This window comes from Bartonella sp. CL435QHHD, from assembly GCF_042195095.1.
GTDB lineage: Bacteria > Pseudomonadota > Alphaproteobacteria > Rhizobiales > Rhizobiaceae > Bartonella.
On sequence record NZ_JBHINS010000062.1, the window covers coordinates 40556 to 56840 of the forward strand.

Here is a 16285-nt window from a genome sequence, read left to right on the forward strand (position 1 = left end):
TATGGATATTTGTACTTTTTGGTATAGTGGACAATTAAGATTGGTGGATAGGCTTTGTTTGTCTTCAATGGTTAAAACTGGACAGCGCGTTAAGCTTTTTAGTTATGATAAAAAAATAGATAATCTCCCTGCTGGTGTTGAGCTGCATGAAGCCGAATCAATTTTACCACGCTCAGCAATTTATCGCCTTGATCCCGATTTTTCTGATGATAAACTAGGGTGTACAATTGTTCAGTTCTCGGATTTTTTTCGTGTTATGCTGATGAAATATCAACAAGGTGTTTGGTTAGATACAGATGTTTACCTTGTTAAACAATTTCATCCAGATGCCGATAAGGTTTGGTTGGCAAGAGAAAATAATACAAGAGTAGGAGTTTCTGCACTTTATTTTCCGCCCAATAACCCTGTTATAAAAATATTTGAAGATTATTGGGCAGGCACAGAAATTATTCCTCATTGGCTTGGGTTTAAGCGTCGTGTTTGGAGACCGTTCTGGTTAAAGAGGAAAAAAATGCCGATTTTACCGGGAAATCTTGGCGTTACAATATTTGGCAATGATGGTATTTCACGATTAGCAAAACGATATGGTTTTTTTCATGAAGCAAGGGAAAAGGAAACTTTTTATTATTGGACTGGGCGAAAAACTGAACGTATTTTTGAACCAGCTTTTGGCGTAAAGCCGCTTACAGATTCACGCTTGATAGGCTTTCATATTCACAGAAAGACAAAGACCACGAAAAGACCTCAGGAAGGAAGTTTTTACCATTGGGCGGTATCTCGCATTCCTGATGTTCATCATTTGTTTAGGTAGAGTTATTATTGCTATTTTAACTATTGAGATTTTAATCTATCTTATACATCTCTTGATTGTAGCTTGCACAAGAGAGTAATGTTAGCATATGGATAAAAACATTGAATGTGTAAAGAGCGGTTGTTATATGAACGGAAAGTAAAAATATGAGTGATCCAATGAAAACAGCATTAAGCCTTGTTCCTATGGTTATTGAACAAACCAATCGTGGTGAGCGGGCCTATGATATTTTTTCCCGTCTTTTAAAGGAGCGGATTATTTTTATTAATGGTCCTGTTGAAGATGGTATGGCAATGCTTGTTTGTGCACAATTGCTTTTCTTAGAAGCGGAAAATCCTAAAAAAGAAATTAGTCTTTATATTAATTCTCCAGGTGGTGTCGTAACATCTGGTATGGCTATTTATGATACTATGCAGTTTATTCGCCCTCCTGTTTCTACGCTTTGCATGGGGCAAGCGGCATCTATGGGGTCTTTATTGTTAACAGCTGGAGCAAAAGGTCATCGTTTTACATTGCCAAACGCACGTATTATGGTGCATCAACCATCTGGAGGTTTTCAAGGTCAAGCTTCAGATATTGAGCGACATGCGCAAGATATTATAAAGATGAAACGGCGTTTAAATGAAATTTATGTCCAACATACGGGTCAAGATTATGAGGTTATAGAGAAAACTCTCGATCGCGATCATTTTATGACAGCAGAAGAAGCCAAAGCGTTTGGCTTAGTTGATGATGTTATACAATATCGTGCAGAAACTGAAAAAGAAGAAAAAGATTAAGAATTTTTATAGAAAAAACAGCTACTTTAAATCAAAGAGTTTTATAAAAAATATCGCAAAATAAGAGAAACACCTAAAAATATTGAGACATGCATGGTTTTCTATATGTCTTTTAGTTTTCATGATGAAAAGCTTCCTTTGAAAAGGCAAAGTATTCATATATCGTGGTGAAAGGAAAGAAAAATGAGCAAAATTAGCAATAGCGGGAACGAATCAAAAAATACTCTCTATTGCTCGTTCTGCGGCAAGAGTCAGCATGAGGTGCGTAAGCTCATTGCGGGGCCTACTGTATTTATCTGTGATGAATGTGTAGAGCTTTGCATGGATATTATTCGGGAAGAAAATAAGTCTTCTGGGGTTAAGGTGCGTGATGGTGTTCCCACGCCACAGGAAATTATAACAGTTCTTGATGATTATGTTATTGGTCAGCAGCATGCGAAGCGTGTTCTTTCTGTTGCTGTGCATAATCATTATAAACGGTTGGCGCATCAGTCTAAAAGCAATGATATTGAGTTGGCAAAATCAAATATTCTTCTTGTTGGTCCAACGGGCTGCGGTAAAACTTATCTCGCACAAACATTAGCACGTATTATTGATGTACCTTTTACGATGGCGGATGCGACCACTTTGACTGAAGCAGGTTATGTGGGGGAAGATGTTGAAAATATTATTCTTAAGCTCCTTCAAGCAGCAGATTATAATGTTGAACGTGCACAGCGTGGTATTGTTTATATCGATGAGGTTGATAAGATTTCTCGTAAAGCAGATAATCCTTCTATTACAAGAGATGTTTCGGGGGAAGGAGTTCAGCAAGCGTTATTAAAAATTATGGAAGGAACGATTGCTTCTGTTCCTCCTCAAGGTGGACGTAAGCATCCGCAACAAGAGTTTCTTCAGGTTGACACCACAAACATCTTATTCATTTGTGGGGGAGCTTTTGCAGGTTTAGAACGGATTATTTCAGGGCGTGGTGAAAAAACTTCTATTGGTTTTTCTGCGACCGTTAAGGCTCCTGATGAGCGTTGTGTCGGTGAAATTTTTCGTGATTTAGAGCCTGAAGATCTTATAAAATTTGGTTTAATACCAGAATTTATTGGACGCCTTCCTATAGTCGCTACCTTAGAGGATTTAGATGTTAACGCCCTCATGCAAATTTTATCACAACCTAAAAATGCATTAGTAAAGCAATATCAGCGTCTTTTTGAAATGGAGAATGTCGAGTTAGCATTTCATGAAGATGCTTTACGTGTTATTGCAAAGAAAGCAATTGAACGTAAAACTGGTGCTCGTGGTTTGCGTTCAATTATGGAGAAGATCCTTCTTGAGACGATGTTTGAGCTACCGGCTCTTGAAGGCGTTCAAAAAGTGGTTATTTCGAGTGATGTCGTTGATGGGAAAGCGCGTCCTCTTTATATTTACTCAGAACGTGCAGAAGATAAAGAAAATGTATCAGCATGACATTGTGCGATGCACAATATAAAAGGTGGTAATGAATGGTATTTGATGGGTGTTTCTAATAATATCATTATAATGCTTGATTTATGTATGAGTAATTACCACTTCATGTACAGTGAAGAGCTGAGGTTTTCTAAAGGTGGGCTGGTTGTTGTAGATAGCTCATAGGCTCCAGAAAGGAGAGTTATGCAATATATTGATGAAAAGACAGATGAAGTAAGAGATGGGGTTTATGCTGTTTTACCTCTTCGTGATATTGTTGTCTTCCCCCATATGATTGTTCCACTTTTTGTGGGCCGCGAAAAATCAATTCGTGCTCTTGAAGAAACGATGGCGGTTGATAAGCAAATACTATTGGTGACACAAAAAAATGCTTCTGATGACGATCCAAAATCAGAGGATATTTATCATATTGGTACATTTGCTAATATTCTTCAACTTTTAAAGCTTCCTGATGGTACTGTAAAGGTTTTGGTTGAAGGAACTGCACGTGCAAAAATTAGTCAATTTGCTTTAAGTGAAGGTTATCATCAGGCTTTTGCAACTGTTACAGAAGAACCTAGAGAGAGTGATGTTGAGATTGAAGCTCTTTCAAGGTCAGTGATTGCTTATTTTGAAAACTATGTAAAGCTTAATAAAAAAATCTCTCCTGAAGTTGTGAATGCGATTGGCCAGCTTGATAATCCTTCTAAGCTTGCCGATACGATTGCTTCTCATTTGATGATTAAACTTGCAGAAAAGCAGGAAATATTAGAGCTCTTACCTGTGCGGGCCCGTCTTGAACGTGTTTTGTCCTTCATGGAAGGAGAAATTTCTGTTTTGCAGGTTGAAAAACGTATTCGTTCGCATGTTAAACGGCAAATGGAAAAAAACCAACGAGAATATTATCTCAATGAGCAGATGAAGGCTATTCAAAAAGAGTTAGGAGCAGGTGATGATAGCCGAGATGAACTCTCTGAATTAGAAGAACGTATCAAGAATACAAAACTATCCAAGGAAGCGCAGGAAAAAGCTGGAGCAGAATTGAGAAAATTACGGAATATGTCTCCTATGTCTGCAGAAGCGACAGTTGTACGTAACTATCTTGATTGGTTATTAGCAATGCCTTGGGGTAAAAAATCTAAGATTAAAAACAATTTAGATTTTGCTGAAAAGGTCATGAATAATGAACATTTTGGTCTTGAAAAAGTTAAGGAGCGAATTATTGAATATTTGGCCGTACAAAGTCGCGCGTCAAAGATAAAAGGCCCCATTATTTGTTTGTTAGGTCCTCCAGGTGTTGGGAAAACATCATTAGCGCGCTCTATTGCAAAGGCAACGGGGCGTGAGTATGTTCGTATCTCATTGGGAGGTGTCCGGGATGAAGCAGAAATTCGTGGACATCGCCGAACATATATTGGCTCGATGCCTGGAAAAATTATCCAGTCTATGAAAAAAGCAAAAAAATCTAATCCGCTTTTCTTGCTTGATGAAATTGATAAAATGGGCCAAGATTTTCGTGGTGATCCTTCATCCGCTTTATTAGAAGTTCTTGATCCTGAACAAAATGGTACATTCATTGATCACTATTTGGAAGTTGAATATGATCTTTCTGATGTCATGTTTATCACAACTGCCAATACGCTTAATATTCCAGGTCCGTTAATGGATCGTATGGAAATTATTCGTATCGCTGGTTATACTGAATGTGAGAAAATGGAAATTGTTAAACAGCATCTTTTACCAAAGGCACTAAAAGATCACTGTTTGTCTAAAAAAGAACTCAGTATTTCTGATGGAGCACTAAGGTCAATTATTCAGTTTTATACACGTGAGGCAGGCGTTCGTAACCTTGAACGTGAACTCATGAAAATTTCCCGCAAATCCGTTACAAAAATTCTCAAAACACATCAAAAATCTGTAAAAGTTACAGAAAGTAATATTCATGATTTCTTGGGTGTTAAACGTTATCATTACAATCAGATTGAAGGAGAAAATCAAGTTGGTGTTGTAACAGGTCTTGCGTGGACAGAAGTCGGTGGAGAGTTATTGACCATTGAAGGAGTTATGATGCCCGGCAAAGGGAAGATGACTGTAACTGGAAATTTACGTGATATTATGAAAGAGTCCATTTCAGCGGCAGCATCTTATGTACGTTCTCGTGCTGTTGATTTTGGTATTGAACCTCCACTTTTTGAAAAACGCGATATCCATGTTCATGTTCCAGAGGGGGCGACACCAAAAGATGGCCCATCGGCTGGGATTGCAATGGTGACAGCAATTGTTTCGGTCCTTACAGGAGTAGCTGTGCATAAAGATATTGCAATGACTGGTGAAATTACTTTACGTGGACGCGTTTTACCCATTGGTGGATTAAAAGAAAAACTCTTAGCAGCTCTTCGAGGAGGGATAAAAAAAGTACTTATTCCTGAAGAAAATGCAAAAGATTTGGTTGATATTCCTGATGATGTCAAAAATAATATGGAAATTATTCCGGTAAATCATGTGAGTGAAGTTTTGAAACACGCTTTGGTTCGTTTTCCAGATACTATTGAATGGAAAGAACCCTCTACAGTGGCTGTCCCAATCCGGTCAGAGAGCAGTGATAGTGACGGAATACAGATTGCGCACTGATTCACTTATCTCATTTATAACGGCATTTTTTAGGTGGCAGAAGGCGTTGTTGAGGTTATTATTTTGTTTTTTGTTGGAAAAAGTGAAAAATTCCGTGAATAACTGTGATTATTGCTAAAAAAACAATGTTTTGGATAAAAATAAGACTTCTGTTTGCTGTACTTTTCAATAAACTGACCAATAACATGATTAAGTCATGTTCAGGTAATATAGGGAAAGGAAATATTTTATGAATAAAAGTGAATTGGTTAGCTCCGTTGCTGAAAAGGCAGGTGTTTCGAAAGCGCAAGCTGGTGCTGTTGTTGATGCTTTTATGGCTTCTGTAACAGAAGCTTTAGCTTCAGGGGGAGATGTTCGTCTTCCAGGTTTTGGCACTTTTGAAGTTTCTCATCGTGCTGCAACAAAGGGGCGTAATCCTTCAACTGGTGCTGAAATCGATATTCCAGCACGTTCTGTACCCAAATTTTCTGCAGGAAAAAGCCTTAAAGAAGCAGTTAATAAAAAATAATTTAGAGCTACATTAAAAAAACCCGATTTATTTATAAGCGGGTTTTTTTAACACATGTGTTATGCGCATTTTTCATATAAAACTTTGAGATCTTTGCGATATTTTTTATTTTCATGTATTGCTGGTATTTTTGAAAATGATTTTAAGTTTTGTATAAAATACTGTCAGCTTAAAATATATTTTTTTTAGTATTTTCAAAAAATATTGCACTGTATTAATTGAGCACGGGTATGGCTTATAAAATGTAATATTAACTTTTATTACGCTGAAGTGTTACGGTATTTATTTCAAAACAAGATCCGTAAATAATATGAGGCGGAAAACTCTGTAAAGTCCATAAAAGTTATTATATATCACCATTTACGCTTAATAAAAGTGCATGTTGGTGCCACCGTGCTATCTATTTTCTCAGTTCCTATAATGTTGCGACTAGCCCCAGATATCTGAGACGAGTGCATAAGGGATAGTTTTATTCTTTTACTCTTATACGCCAACCTTTCTTGTGACACACCAAGAGGATAATTTTATTGATTTATTAGAGAGCCTGAAATGAAAGAATCTTTTGATATTCAGATTTGGTTTTCAATATTGTGATTTTTCTTGGCATTTGAGAGGGGAGAGATAGCTCCAGCTCTATCCTACAAATATTTTTTCCATATCTTTATTTCACTTGTGATATGCAAGCGAGTATTTTTCCTTCATCATACAAGAGTTAAAATGAGAGAACATCACAAATTTTGAGGGAGGAAGTTACAAAACAGAAAAATTACTCTTATAAAATAATATACATTACGTAATATAAAAACTATTAATAAAGATAGTACAGTATTACGTGCGTATTTTTCATCTATTTTTTTGATTATTCATAATATATTTATATGATTATTTTTTTAGTCATTAAATCATATTAAATTGTTGATAGCGGTAAAGGTTTTTTATAGCCAAAAGTTATTTCACAGCACCTACATAATTGAATAAATGATGAAATGTAGGTAGTATTTATTGATTGGAGGAGACAGTCTTTAAAAGGCTTTAGAATGATTTTTTCACGAGAGTCATAAAGATCTATTCAGTAGGTGAGAGGCGAATCGTATGTTTTTTATAAACAGAAGCTCTTTGATTCTTTATCTGCTAACCACTGAGTACAATCATTGAGAGCTCTCGCTGTTATGGCTTGTTTTTTTACTAATTTTTTTTCTTTACTTGGTAAGCGTTTCCCTGAATGTTTAATAGAAGCAATAGGGGGAAAAAGTCCGAAATTGATATTCATTGGCTGAAAAGACTGTGTTTCTGCTTTTTCATCTATGATGTGTCCCCCCGTAATATGATTCAAAAGGGCTCCGAATGCTGTAGTTTGTGGGGGGAGGCAAGGGGAAATATGATGATATTCGGCAGCAGCAAAACGTCCAGCAAGAAGCCCTATTGCCGCTGATTCTACATAACCTTCACATCCGGTAATTTGCCCTGCAAAGCGTAGTTGTCTTTTTTGTTTTAAACGAAGGGTTTGATCAAGAATAATTGGCGAGTTGAGGTAGGTATTGCGGTGAAGACCACCAAGACGCGCAAACTCTGCTTTTTCAAGACCGGGAATCATTCTAAAAATACGAATTTGTTCACCATATTTCAGTTTTGTTTGAAAGCCGACCATATTATAAAGCGTTCCAAGTTTATTATCTTGGCGTAATTGAACGACAGCATAGGGTTTAACTGTAGGGTTATGGGCATTAGTTAAGCCCATAGGTTTCATAGGACCATGTCTTAACGTTTCAAGTCCGCGCTCAGCCATAATTTCAATGGGGAGGCATCCATCAAAATAGGGCGTTTTTTCAAAGTCACGAAACTCTGTTTTTTCAGCATTTTTTAACGCTTCAACGAATGTTTCATATTGTTCTTTGTTGAGAGGACAATTAAGATAATCTTTTCCTGTTCCCTCAGGACCAATTTTATCATAGCGAGATTGATACCAACAAATGTTGATATCAATACTGTCGGTATGGATAATAGGTGCAATCGCATCAAAAAAAGAAAGAGCTTTTATACCGGTTATTGCTTGTAATTTTTGAGCAAGTGCAGGCGATGTAAGGGGGCCCGTTGCAATGACAACATGTTTCCAAGCTTTAGGAATTTCTTGAACTTCTTCACGTTTGATTGTTATAAGGGGGTGGTTTTCGAGTGCTGTCGTAACGGTTTTTGAAAATCCATCACGGTCAACAGCAAGAGCACTCCCTGCGGGAACTTTGTTGGCATCAGCAGCTTTCATAATTAACGATTTTGCTAATCGCATTTCAGCATGTAAAAGCCCTACGGCATTTGTTAATGAATCATCGCAACGAAACGAATTTGAACAAACCAGTTCTGCCAATTTATCTGTTTTATGGGCATCTGATTTTTTTTCAGGCCGCATTTCATGCAAAACAACAGGAATTCCTGATTGAGCGATTTGCCAGCTCGCTTCACACCCCGCAAGACCGCCACCGATGATATGAATTGGGATATCAAATGTCTTTAACATAATTGACTTTTAGCGTAAGCAGTTATGTATGAAAAGCATAGATTTTGTTTTTTTTAATATATTTGTTTGCTTTTTTTCTGTAATTAATGGTATAGAAACGCCGCTTGTATAAGGTTATTAGCTTGTAAGTTTGAGCGGATGTGGCGAAATTGGTAGACGCACCAGATTTAGGTTCTGGCGGGAGACCGTGGGGGTTCGAGTCCCTCCATCCGCACCAAAGCAATCCCTTAGGTGCTACGGATTTCTACGTGTCTGAAATTCCGCTTCATGGTAAATGTAACACTCGAAGTGTTAGAATGTAATGATTATTAGAGTGGGTTGATCCCTCTCCTTAGAAAAATGAAGGTGTTTAATGCAGGTTACCGAGACGCTTAATGAAGGACTGAAGCGCGAAATTAAGATCGTGGTTCCAGCGAAAGATTTAGAAGAAAAGTTGAATGAACGATTGGATGATACCAAGGGAAAAATCAAGCTTAATGGTTTTCGTCCCGGTAAAGTGCCTAGTGGGCATTTGCGAAAAATGTATGGTAAATCCTTTATGGCGGAGATTCTCAATGAGATACTCAGTGATGCACCCCGTTCTATTTTAGCAGACCGCAATGAACGTGCAGCGATGCAGCCAAAAATTGATATAGATGAAGATGAAAAAATTCTAGATGGCAAAGCTGATTTTACTTTTAGTTTAAAGTATGAAGTTTTACCAAAAATTGACATTAAAGATTTTGAACACATTACGGTTATCCGTGAAATTGCAACTGTTCCTGAACAGGATATTGATGATCAAGTCAAACGCGTCCTTTCTTCTACGCGTAATTATTCCCTAAAAGAGGGGAATTCTGAAGAAGGTGATCGTATTACCATAGATTATCAAGGTAAGCTTGAAGGCGTTCCATTTGAAGGTGGGGCAGATAGTGATGCACAACTGATTCTTGGGTCAAAACAATTTATTCCTGGTTTTGAAGAGCAATTGGTTGGTGTGAAAGCTGGGGATGCAAAAACGATTTTTGTTAAATTTCCAGATAATTACAGTGCGGCACATTTGGCGGGACGGGAAGCAGAGTTTGACATTACTATCAAAGCTGTCTTTAAACCAGATGAATTAAAAATTGATGATGAAGCAGCGCAAAAAGTTGGTTTAGAGTCTCTAGATCGCTTACGTGAGGTCGTTCGTGGGCAGATTGAAAGCCAATATGGTTCAGTGACACGTCAAAAAGTTAAGCGTCAAATTCTTGATGCTTTAGATGCTGATTATAATTTTGAGATTCCTGAAGAACTTTTAGAAGTTGAGTTTAACAATATATGGGCTCAGGTTAATGATGATTTGAAAAAGGCTGGGCGCAGTTTTGAAGATGAAGGTATTACAGAAGAAAAGGCACGGGAGGAATATCGTGTCCTTGCGCAGCGTCGTGTTCGTCTTGGTTTGGTGCTTTCTGAAATTGGAATGAAGGTTGGTGTTAAAGTTAGTGAGGATGAGCTAAAAGCAGCCGTTTTTGATCAGGTTCGCCAGTATCCTGGACAAGAGAAAGAGATTATGGATTTTTTCCGTAGGACTCCGGAAGCTGTTGAAAATCTACGTGCTCCGATTTTTGAAGAAAAGGTCATTGATCATTTATTAGCACAGATAAAAGTCACAGATAAAGAAGTGACGGTTGAAGAGTTGATGAAAGAATATGACGAATCAGATGTTCCTGAAGAAAAGCCGGCAAAGAAAAAGTCTGCAGTGAAAGAAACGTCTACAGAGAAAAAACCAGCTAAGAAAAAGGCTCCTAAAAAAGCTTAATATTTATGCAAACAGAACAAGCCCGATAGAAACGGGCTTGTGTTGTAAGATTTATGTTCTGGGGTTACACTGAGAGAATGGTTTTAGATAAGCCATGAGTATATTTTAAATATTGGTAGTGGATTGGCAATGAGCATCATTGATACGCGTACTCCTGATTCTAAGCGTTTTATTTCTGGAGTTACAGGTGATTGGGAAGTCATCATTGGCATGGAAGTTCATGCGCAAATCATATCAAATTCAAAACTTTTTTCAGGAGCATCAACAAAATTTGGTGCAGAGCCGAACAATCATGTATCACTTATTGATGCAGCCATGCCAGGTATGTTGCCTGTTCTTAATCAAGAATGTGTTCGTCAAGCGGTTCGAACGGGGTTAGGATTAAAGGCGCATATTAATTTAAAGTCTGTTTTTGATCGCAAAAATTATTTTTATCCAGATTTACCGCAGGGGTATCAGATTTCTCAATTTCGCTATCCCATTGTGGGAGAGGGAAAGATTATCATATCTGTTGGTCCAGATTCGAATGGCCAATTTGAGGATATTGAAGTGGGAATTGAGAGGTTGCATCTTGAACAGGATGCTGGAAAATCGATGCACGATCAACATCCAACGATGTCTTTTGTAGATCTTAATCGTTCTGGTGTTGCTCTTATGGAAATTGTTTCCAAACCTGATATGCGCTCATCAGATGAAGCCAAAGCCTATATGACAAAATTGCGTACGATTGTTCGTTATTTGGGCACTTGCGATGGCAATATGGATGAAGGTTCTATGCGTGCAGATGTCAATGTATCTGTTCGTCGTCCTGGTGAAGATTTTGGAACGCGCTGTGAAATTAAAAATGTTAATTCTATTCGCTTTATTGGTCAAGCAATTGAGTATGAAGCGCGTCGTCAGATCGCAATTTTAGAAGATGGAGGCGTCATAGATCAAGAGACTCGGCTTTTTGATGCCGCTAAAGGTGAAACGCGTTCTATGCGCTCAAAGGAAGAAGCGCATGACTATCGTTATTTTCCTGACCCTGATCTTTTACCATTAGAATTTGATCAAGCATTTGTGGATGCTTTGGCAGCGGACTTACCAGAATTGCCTGACGCTATAAAAGCACGTTTTATTAAGGAAATGGGATTGACAGTGTATGATGCTTCCATTCTTGTGACAGAAAAGGCTATTGCTGATTATTTTGAAGAGGTAGCGCGTGGGCGTGATGGAAAAATAGTTGCCAATTGGGTGATTAACGACCTTTTAGGGGCTTTAAATAAAGATAATCGTGAGATTGAAGAGTCTCCAGTATCGCCAAATCAATTGGGAAGTATTATTGATCTCATAAAAGAAGGAGTTATTTCTGGAAAAATTGCCAAAGATCTTTTTGAGATTATTTGGAATGAGGGGGGTGATGCACGCCAAATTGTAGAAGAGCGCAATATGAAGCAGGTAACGGATACAAAGGCTATTGAAAGAGCTGTTGATGAGATCGTTGCTAATAATTCTGATAAAGTTGCGCAAGCAAAGCACAAACCTGCTTTAGCTGGTTGGTTTGTTGGACAGGTAATGAAAGCAACAGGTGGTAAGGCAAATCCCCAAGCTGTTAATGAATTGGTTAAGATGAAACTTGGCATAGATTAAATTTTTATGGGGTGGAGAAGAAGCCATACATATGATATCTTCTTGAAATTAAAGGATAGCACGTTAACCTATCAATTGGAATTGTAGTTGAATTTACGAGTAACTTTTTCGATAATTTCAATCGTTAATAATTTTATTCCAACGATTAATTTCATGAGCGCACTAAATGAATGGAATAGCAGATGGCTCGTTTTTTTAAGCAAATCTTCACATGGTGGAATGGCAATACCATTGGTACGCGTTTTTTCACATGGCGCAAAGGTAAGCGGATAGGGGAAGATCAATTTGGAAATATATATTATGAAGGAGGACTTCATAAGGATGGTTATCCGCACCGTTGGGTTATCTATAAAGACTATTCTGAGGCCTCTACTATTCCACCAGGTTGGCACGGCTGGATTCATCATCGCTGTGAGTGTCCACCAACACAGGAGGATTATCATCCTTATGAATGGGAAAAGCCTCATGTTGCAAATATGACAGGAACAAATGAGGACTATCGACCAAAGGGGGCTATCACCTCCAATGGAGAGCGTTCTTGTGTGCATGAAGATTATGATGCGTGGTCACCTAAAAAATAACATGTTTTAATGTGCGTGTGTATGTTTATCTTATTTGACTCTATGTTATGAAAAGAATTATTTTTTTAAGGTGCGATTGATTTTGATATGATGAGATTTTTTTTATTGTTAGGGGTGAGGCATTTTTTATATATTTTTTTAATGGGAATTTTAGTGTTTTTATCCTTAAATAGTGGAGTGCGGGCTGAGCGTATTAGCAATGGAATTGCTGTTTTTGCGGGTCTTGACAAAATCACGGGGCGGACTACACGTTTTGAAGTTACTCTTGGTAAAATTTATCAGTACGGTGCATTACAGGTAACTCCACGTGCGTGTTATACGAGCTCTAAAGATGAACCCACGCGTACAACAGGTTTTGTTGAAGTCAATGAAGTGACATTAGATAAAAAAATACGGCGTATTTTTACAGGATGGATGTTTGCGGATAGTCCTGGTTTGAACGCTGTTGAGCATCCTATTTATGATGTATGGTTAAAGGATTGCAAGCAGAATTCTCAAGATCTTCCTCTTCAATGATTAGTGTATTATCTATTTATAATACATTGATTTATAATGGTTATTTATCATTTTACAACTTAATAGGAGGTTCAAATTCCTATGATTACCTCATTTAACATTTTTTATATTGAATTGATCCAAACTATTCTCTTGCGCGTTAAAAGTGACGGATGTGTAAATAAGACTGTCTAAGAAAGGAATAAAAAACTCCGTCATGAACTGTTTAAATTCAAAGATGCATCATTAGAATAAACATATTTTTTCAGTGTTTCATAAGAGACAGTTCTTGAATTATATCTGTAAAAGGTTGAAATGAAAGGCTTGTTTATATTTGTTAAAGAGATGAACTGACGCTTTTGCATTTATGAGGGAAACAGACTATCAAGTAAGTAATTCATCATGAAACACCAATCAGTATATCTAGAGAACGCCTGTGTTGGTAGTTCTTTTCTCATAGAGATGTCGTTTTTTATTCAAAGAGTAGAAGCAATGCAATCTCTATTAATGGAAAAATTGAGATTTAAGATTATTTAAAGTTTATCAATCGAAGTATAGCTTGGTTAAAAAATGCAGTGATCAATATATTTCTAGTAAGAAAACAATGTTTATATATTTTTATTATATACCACACTCATAAGTGAGTTTGTCTATTCGTAAGTCCTTGTATATTGCATGACAACTTCACATTTAAGTAAGCAGGATACCATTAAGTTTGTAAATCATATTCTTGGTATCCGTGCTTTTTAAAATCTTTTGTATAAAATACACGTGTTTTCATGTAGAGCTATTGAAAATTTTAAAAGGGGCCTCGAAGAGGCGTTAAAAAGATTTTGTATCACTGGGAGTGGTATATTTATTTTGTATAAAGAATAACCCATTTTCTGAAAAATACGAGATTTTATACAATGAAAGTTTCTAGTCACAACCATAATGATGTTTCCCGATTGCCGAAACAACCTAAAGAACCCTTATTGAATGTTCCATTTATTATAGTTGTTTTGATAGCATTTTGTTTTTGTCTTTATTGCATTTCTCAGTATTTTTTTTCTCATCAGTTTTATGTTGAAAGCCTTGAGTTTTTTTCATTTATACCAGCATTGTTTAAGAGGGATCCTGTAGCATTTTGTTATACCATGGTGAGTTATTCATTTATGCATAGTAGTTTTAAACATGTTGCTCTTAATATGGTTTGGCTTTTGGTTTTTGGCTCTCCTTTAGCAAGGCATTTTGGTGTTTTACGTTTTTTAATTTTTTGGGTGTTAACGGCAGTTATTTCTGTTTTGACTTATTTTACATTTCATCAAGAAAGTACCATATCACTTATTGGGGCGTCAGGTGCCGTATCTGGAATGATGGGTGCTATTGCACGTTACGGTTTTCCTAGTGGGAATCTAGCTGTCAATGCGCAGAACGAAAAACTTTTGGGACCTTTATTGTCTGTCAAAAAAGCTCTGTGTTCTAAGGGGGTGCTTGTTTATATGAGTGTATGGCTAGCGACTGATTTTATCATAGGTATTTCTTCTATTTTGTTTGAAGAAAATGGCATCTCAATAGCATGGGAAGCTCATATTGGCGGTTTTTTTGCGGGTTTTTTGTTGGTTGGTTTTTTTGATGTTTCACAAAAAATTAAAAACTAGGATCTAAGATATTGATGTGCCACATAAAGTGCTATTGTTGCTGCATTTGAAACATTTAATGATTTAATATTTCCAGGCATATCAAGGCGTGTTAAAGCGCAAACGGTTTCGCGTGTTTTTTTACGTAAACCTTTACCTTCTGCTCCTAAAACAAGAGCAATTTTATTCCCTGTTAATGCTGTTTCTAGAGGTTGGTCACCTTCTGAATCGAGACCAAAGCTTGTAAAACCTGTTTGATGAAGTTCTTGAAGAGCTTCAGCGAGGTTTCGTACGGTAATATAATGAATCATTTCCAGAGCTCCAGATGCCGCTTTCGCAAGAACACCGCTTTCGTGGGGAGAGTGACGGCAAGTTGTAATAAGTGCTTTAGCTTTCAATGCAACTGCAGAGCGCATAATAGCGCCAACATTATGTGGATCGGTAATTTGATCCATGACAATGACCAGATCAGTATTGGTTAGTTCCGACAGTTTGCATGGTTTGAGGGGGAGAGTTTCCAGAACAATACCTTGATGAACAGCCTCACTTCCAACAAGCGAATCAAGATATTTGGGGGTGCATAATGTAACAGAGCAAGGATAATCTGATTCGGATATATTTAATCGTTTTAAGGCATTTTGTGTAACGTAAAGACATTTTAAAATTCTTTTTGGGTTTTCTAAAGCAGCCTGAACAGAATGAATACCATAAAGATAGATGATCCCTTGCTGTAAAGAAGCAGCTTTCTTCTTTGGGTGTGTAAAAGATCGAGAAGGAGAGCCTTTTGTATCGCGATATCGGCGACGCAAACGAGCATAATGAGAATTTTGTGATGTTTTTTCTTTCATAGCTTCTTTATAGCGTGTTAATAAGAAAAATAGAGAGAAAAAAATCTATGATTTAAAATTATGAGCAGGAAATTTGTACAGAACTGTATTTATTCTGTTGACAGATACAATAGTAATCGTCATAACCACTTCGCAATCAGATTGAATTGAATGGGTATTCAAGATGGTTGTCGTGATGTCTCATTGCGTGACTTTATCGGTGTAATGGAGGGGTGCCCGAGTGGTTAAAGGGGGCGGACTGTAAATCCGTTGCGTATGCTACGTTGGTTCGAATCCAACCCCCTCCACCATTCATCGAAGGAGAGTTAGTACGTGGGTCATGCGGGTATAGCTCAATGGTAGAGCAGCAGCCTTCCAAGCTGAATATGCGGGTTCGATTCCCGCTACCCGCTCCAAATGGTTGTTGATGATTGGGCAAATAGGTATGATGGAGGATATTCCATTTATAGATTGGGTGGGGTTTTGCCTCTAAGAGTTGTGGTTATTGGGCTGTTTACAGTCTGGTCAGACTCATTTTTGCAGGACTGACCCTAGGTGCTAACAAAAATAGGGAATAAAACAAGAGATTAATAGCAATGGCGAAGAGCAAGTTTGAACGAACAAAACCGCATGTTAATATTGGTACGATTGGTCACGTTGATCATGGGAAGACCTC

Annotated in this window: 12 protein-coding genes, 3 tRNA genes and 1 pseudogene; 14 read left to right on the forward strand and 2 right to left on the reverse strand. The window is 37.4% G+C overall.

All coding sequences use genetic code 11. The annotated features are described in order from the left end of the window. Window position 1 precedes the first annotated feature (1 nt). From ACFILH_RS04415 to ACFILH_RS04435, 5 genes are all read left to right on the forward strand, one after another. Entirely contained in the window at window positions 2–811 is an 810-nt protein-coding gene (locus ACFILH_RS04415) for a hypothetical protein (protein WP_375643072.1), read from the forward strand. Window positions 812–957: 146 nt separating this feature from the next. Beyond that, a complete protein-coding gene (gene clpP, locus ACFILH_RS04420) occupies window positions 958–1590 on the forward strand; it encodes an ATP-dependent Clp endopeptidase proteolytic subunit ClpP (protein ID WP_273791156.1) in 633 nt (210 codons plus the stop codon). A gap of 183 nt (window positions 1591–1773) precedes the next feature. Continuing rightward, entirely contained in the window at window positions 1774–3048 is a 1275-nt protein-coding gene (clpX, locus tag ACFILH_RS04425) for an ATP-dependent Clp protease ATP-binding subunit ClpX (RefSeq protein WP_273723371.1), read from the forward strand. 183 nt (window positions 3049–3231) lie between these two features. Then, on the forward strand, window positions 3232–5658 hold the full coding sequence (gene lon, locus ACFILH_RS04430) for an endopeptidase La (RefSeq protein WP_273791157.1): 2427 nt from the start codon (window positions 3232–3234) through the stop codon (window positions 5656–5658). 229 nt (window positions 5659–5887) lie between these two features. Continuing rightward, a complete protein-coding gene (locus ACFILH_RS04435) occupies window positions 5888–6166 on the forward strand; it encodes an HU family DNA-binding protein (RefSeq protein WP_273791158.1) in 279 nt (92 codons plus the stop codon). 1099 nt (window positions 6167–7265) lie between these two features. Here the strand turns inward: ACFILH_RS04435 and trmFO are convergent. Continuing rightward, window positions 7266–8678: a methylenetetrahydrofolate--tRNA-(uracil(54)-C(5))-methyltransferase (FADH(2)-oxidizing) TrmFO gene (gene trmFO / locus ACFILH_RS04440; RefSeq protein WP_375667428.1), complete on the reverse strand. Its 1413-nt coding sequence runs from the start codon at window positions 8676–8678 to the stop codon at window positions 7266–7268. 134 nt (window positions 8679–8812) lie between these two features. Between trmFO and ACFILH_RS04445 the strand changes: the two genes are divergently transcribed. The 6 genes from ACFILH_RS04445 (at window position 8813) to ACFILH_RS04470 (ending at window position 14803) form a co-directional block, all read left to right on the forward strand. After that, window positions 8813–8895: transfer RNA gene (locus ACFILH_RS04445), tRNA-Leu, on the forward strand. A 135-nt stretch (window positions 8896–9030) separates the two neighbouring features. Beyond that, window positions 9031–10458 (forward strand): trigger factor, encoded by a 1428-nt coding sequence (gene tig, locus ACFILH_RS04450; protein ID WP_273791160.1) that lies wholly within the window; start codon window positions 9031–9033, stop codon window positions 10456–10458. 129 nt (window positions 10459–10587) lie between these two features. Then, window positions 10588–12087: an Asp-tRNA(Asn)/Glu-tRNA(Gln) amidotransferase subunit GatB gene (gene gatB, locus ACFILH_RS04455; RefSeq protein ID WP_273791161.1), complete on the forward strand. Its 1500-nt coding sequence runs from the start codon at window positions 10588–10590 to the stop codon at window positions 12085–12087. Window positions 12088–12269: 182 nt separating this feature from the next. Further along, window positions 12270–12668: an NADH:ubiquinone oxidoreductase subunit NDUFA12 gene (locus tag ACFILH_RS04460; protein ID WP_375667429.1), complete on the forward strand. Its 399-nt coding sequence runs from the start codon at window positions 12270–12272 to the stop codon at window positions 12666–12668. Window positions 12669–12758: 90 nt separating this feature from the next. Further along, window positions 12759–13184, forward strand: a complete 426-nt coding sequence (locus ACFILH_RS04465) for a DUF2155 domain-containing protein (protein ID WP_375631374.1) — start codon at window positions 12759–12761, stop codon at window positions 13182–13184. Window positions 13185–14071: 887 nt separating this feature from the next. Beyond that, complete coding sequence (locus ACFILH_RS04470) at window positions 14072–14803, forward strand: rhomboid family intramembrane serine protease (protein ID WP_273791162.1); 732 nt, start codon at window positions 14072–14074, stop codon at window positions 14801–14803. On the opposite strand, the gene ACFILH_RS04475 is transcribed toward ACFILH_RS04470, so the two are convergent. Next, window positions 14800–15630, reverse strand: coding sequence for an RNA methyltransferase (locus ACFILH_RS04475; protein ID WP_273791163.1), 831 nt, complete (start codon window positions 15628–15630; stop codon window positions 14800–14802). The two genes, ACFILH_RS04470 and ACFILH_RS04475, sit on opposite strands and share 4 nt — an antisense overlap. 206 nt (window positions 15631–15836) lie before the next feature. On the opposite strand from ACFILH_RS04475, the gene ACFILH_RS04480 reads away from it, so the two are divergent. The 3 genes and pseudogenes from ACFILH_RS04480 to ACFILH_RS04490 all read left to right on the forward strand — a co-directional run. Next, window positions 15837–15920, forward strand: a tRNA-Tyr gene (locus tag ACFILH_RS04480). A gap of 31 nt (window positions 15921–15951) precedes the next feature. After that, window positions 15952–16025, forward strand: a tRNA-Gly gene (locus ACFILH_RS04485). A gap of 180 nt (window positions 16026–16205) precedes the next feature. Beyond that, window positions 16206–16285: pseudogene (locus ACFILH_RS04490) on the forward strand (elongation factor Tu); the annotation flags it as partial.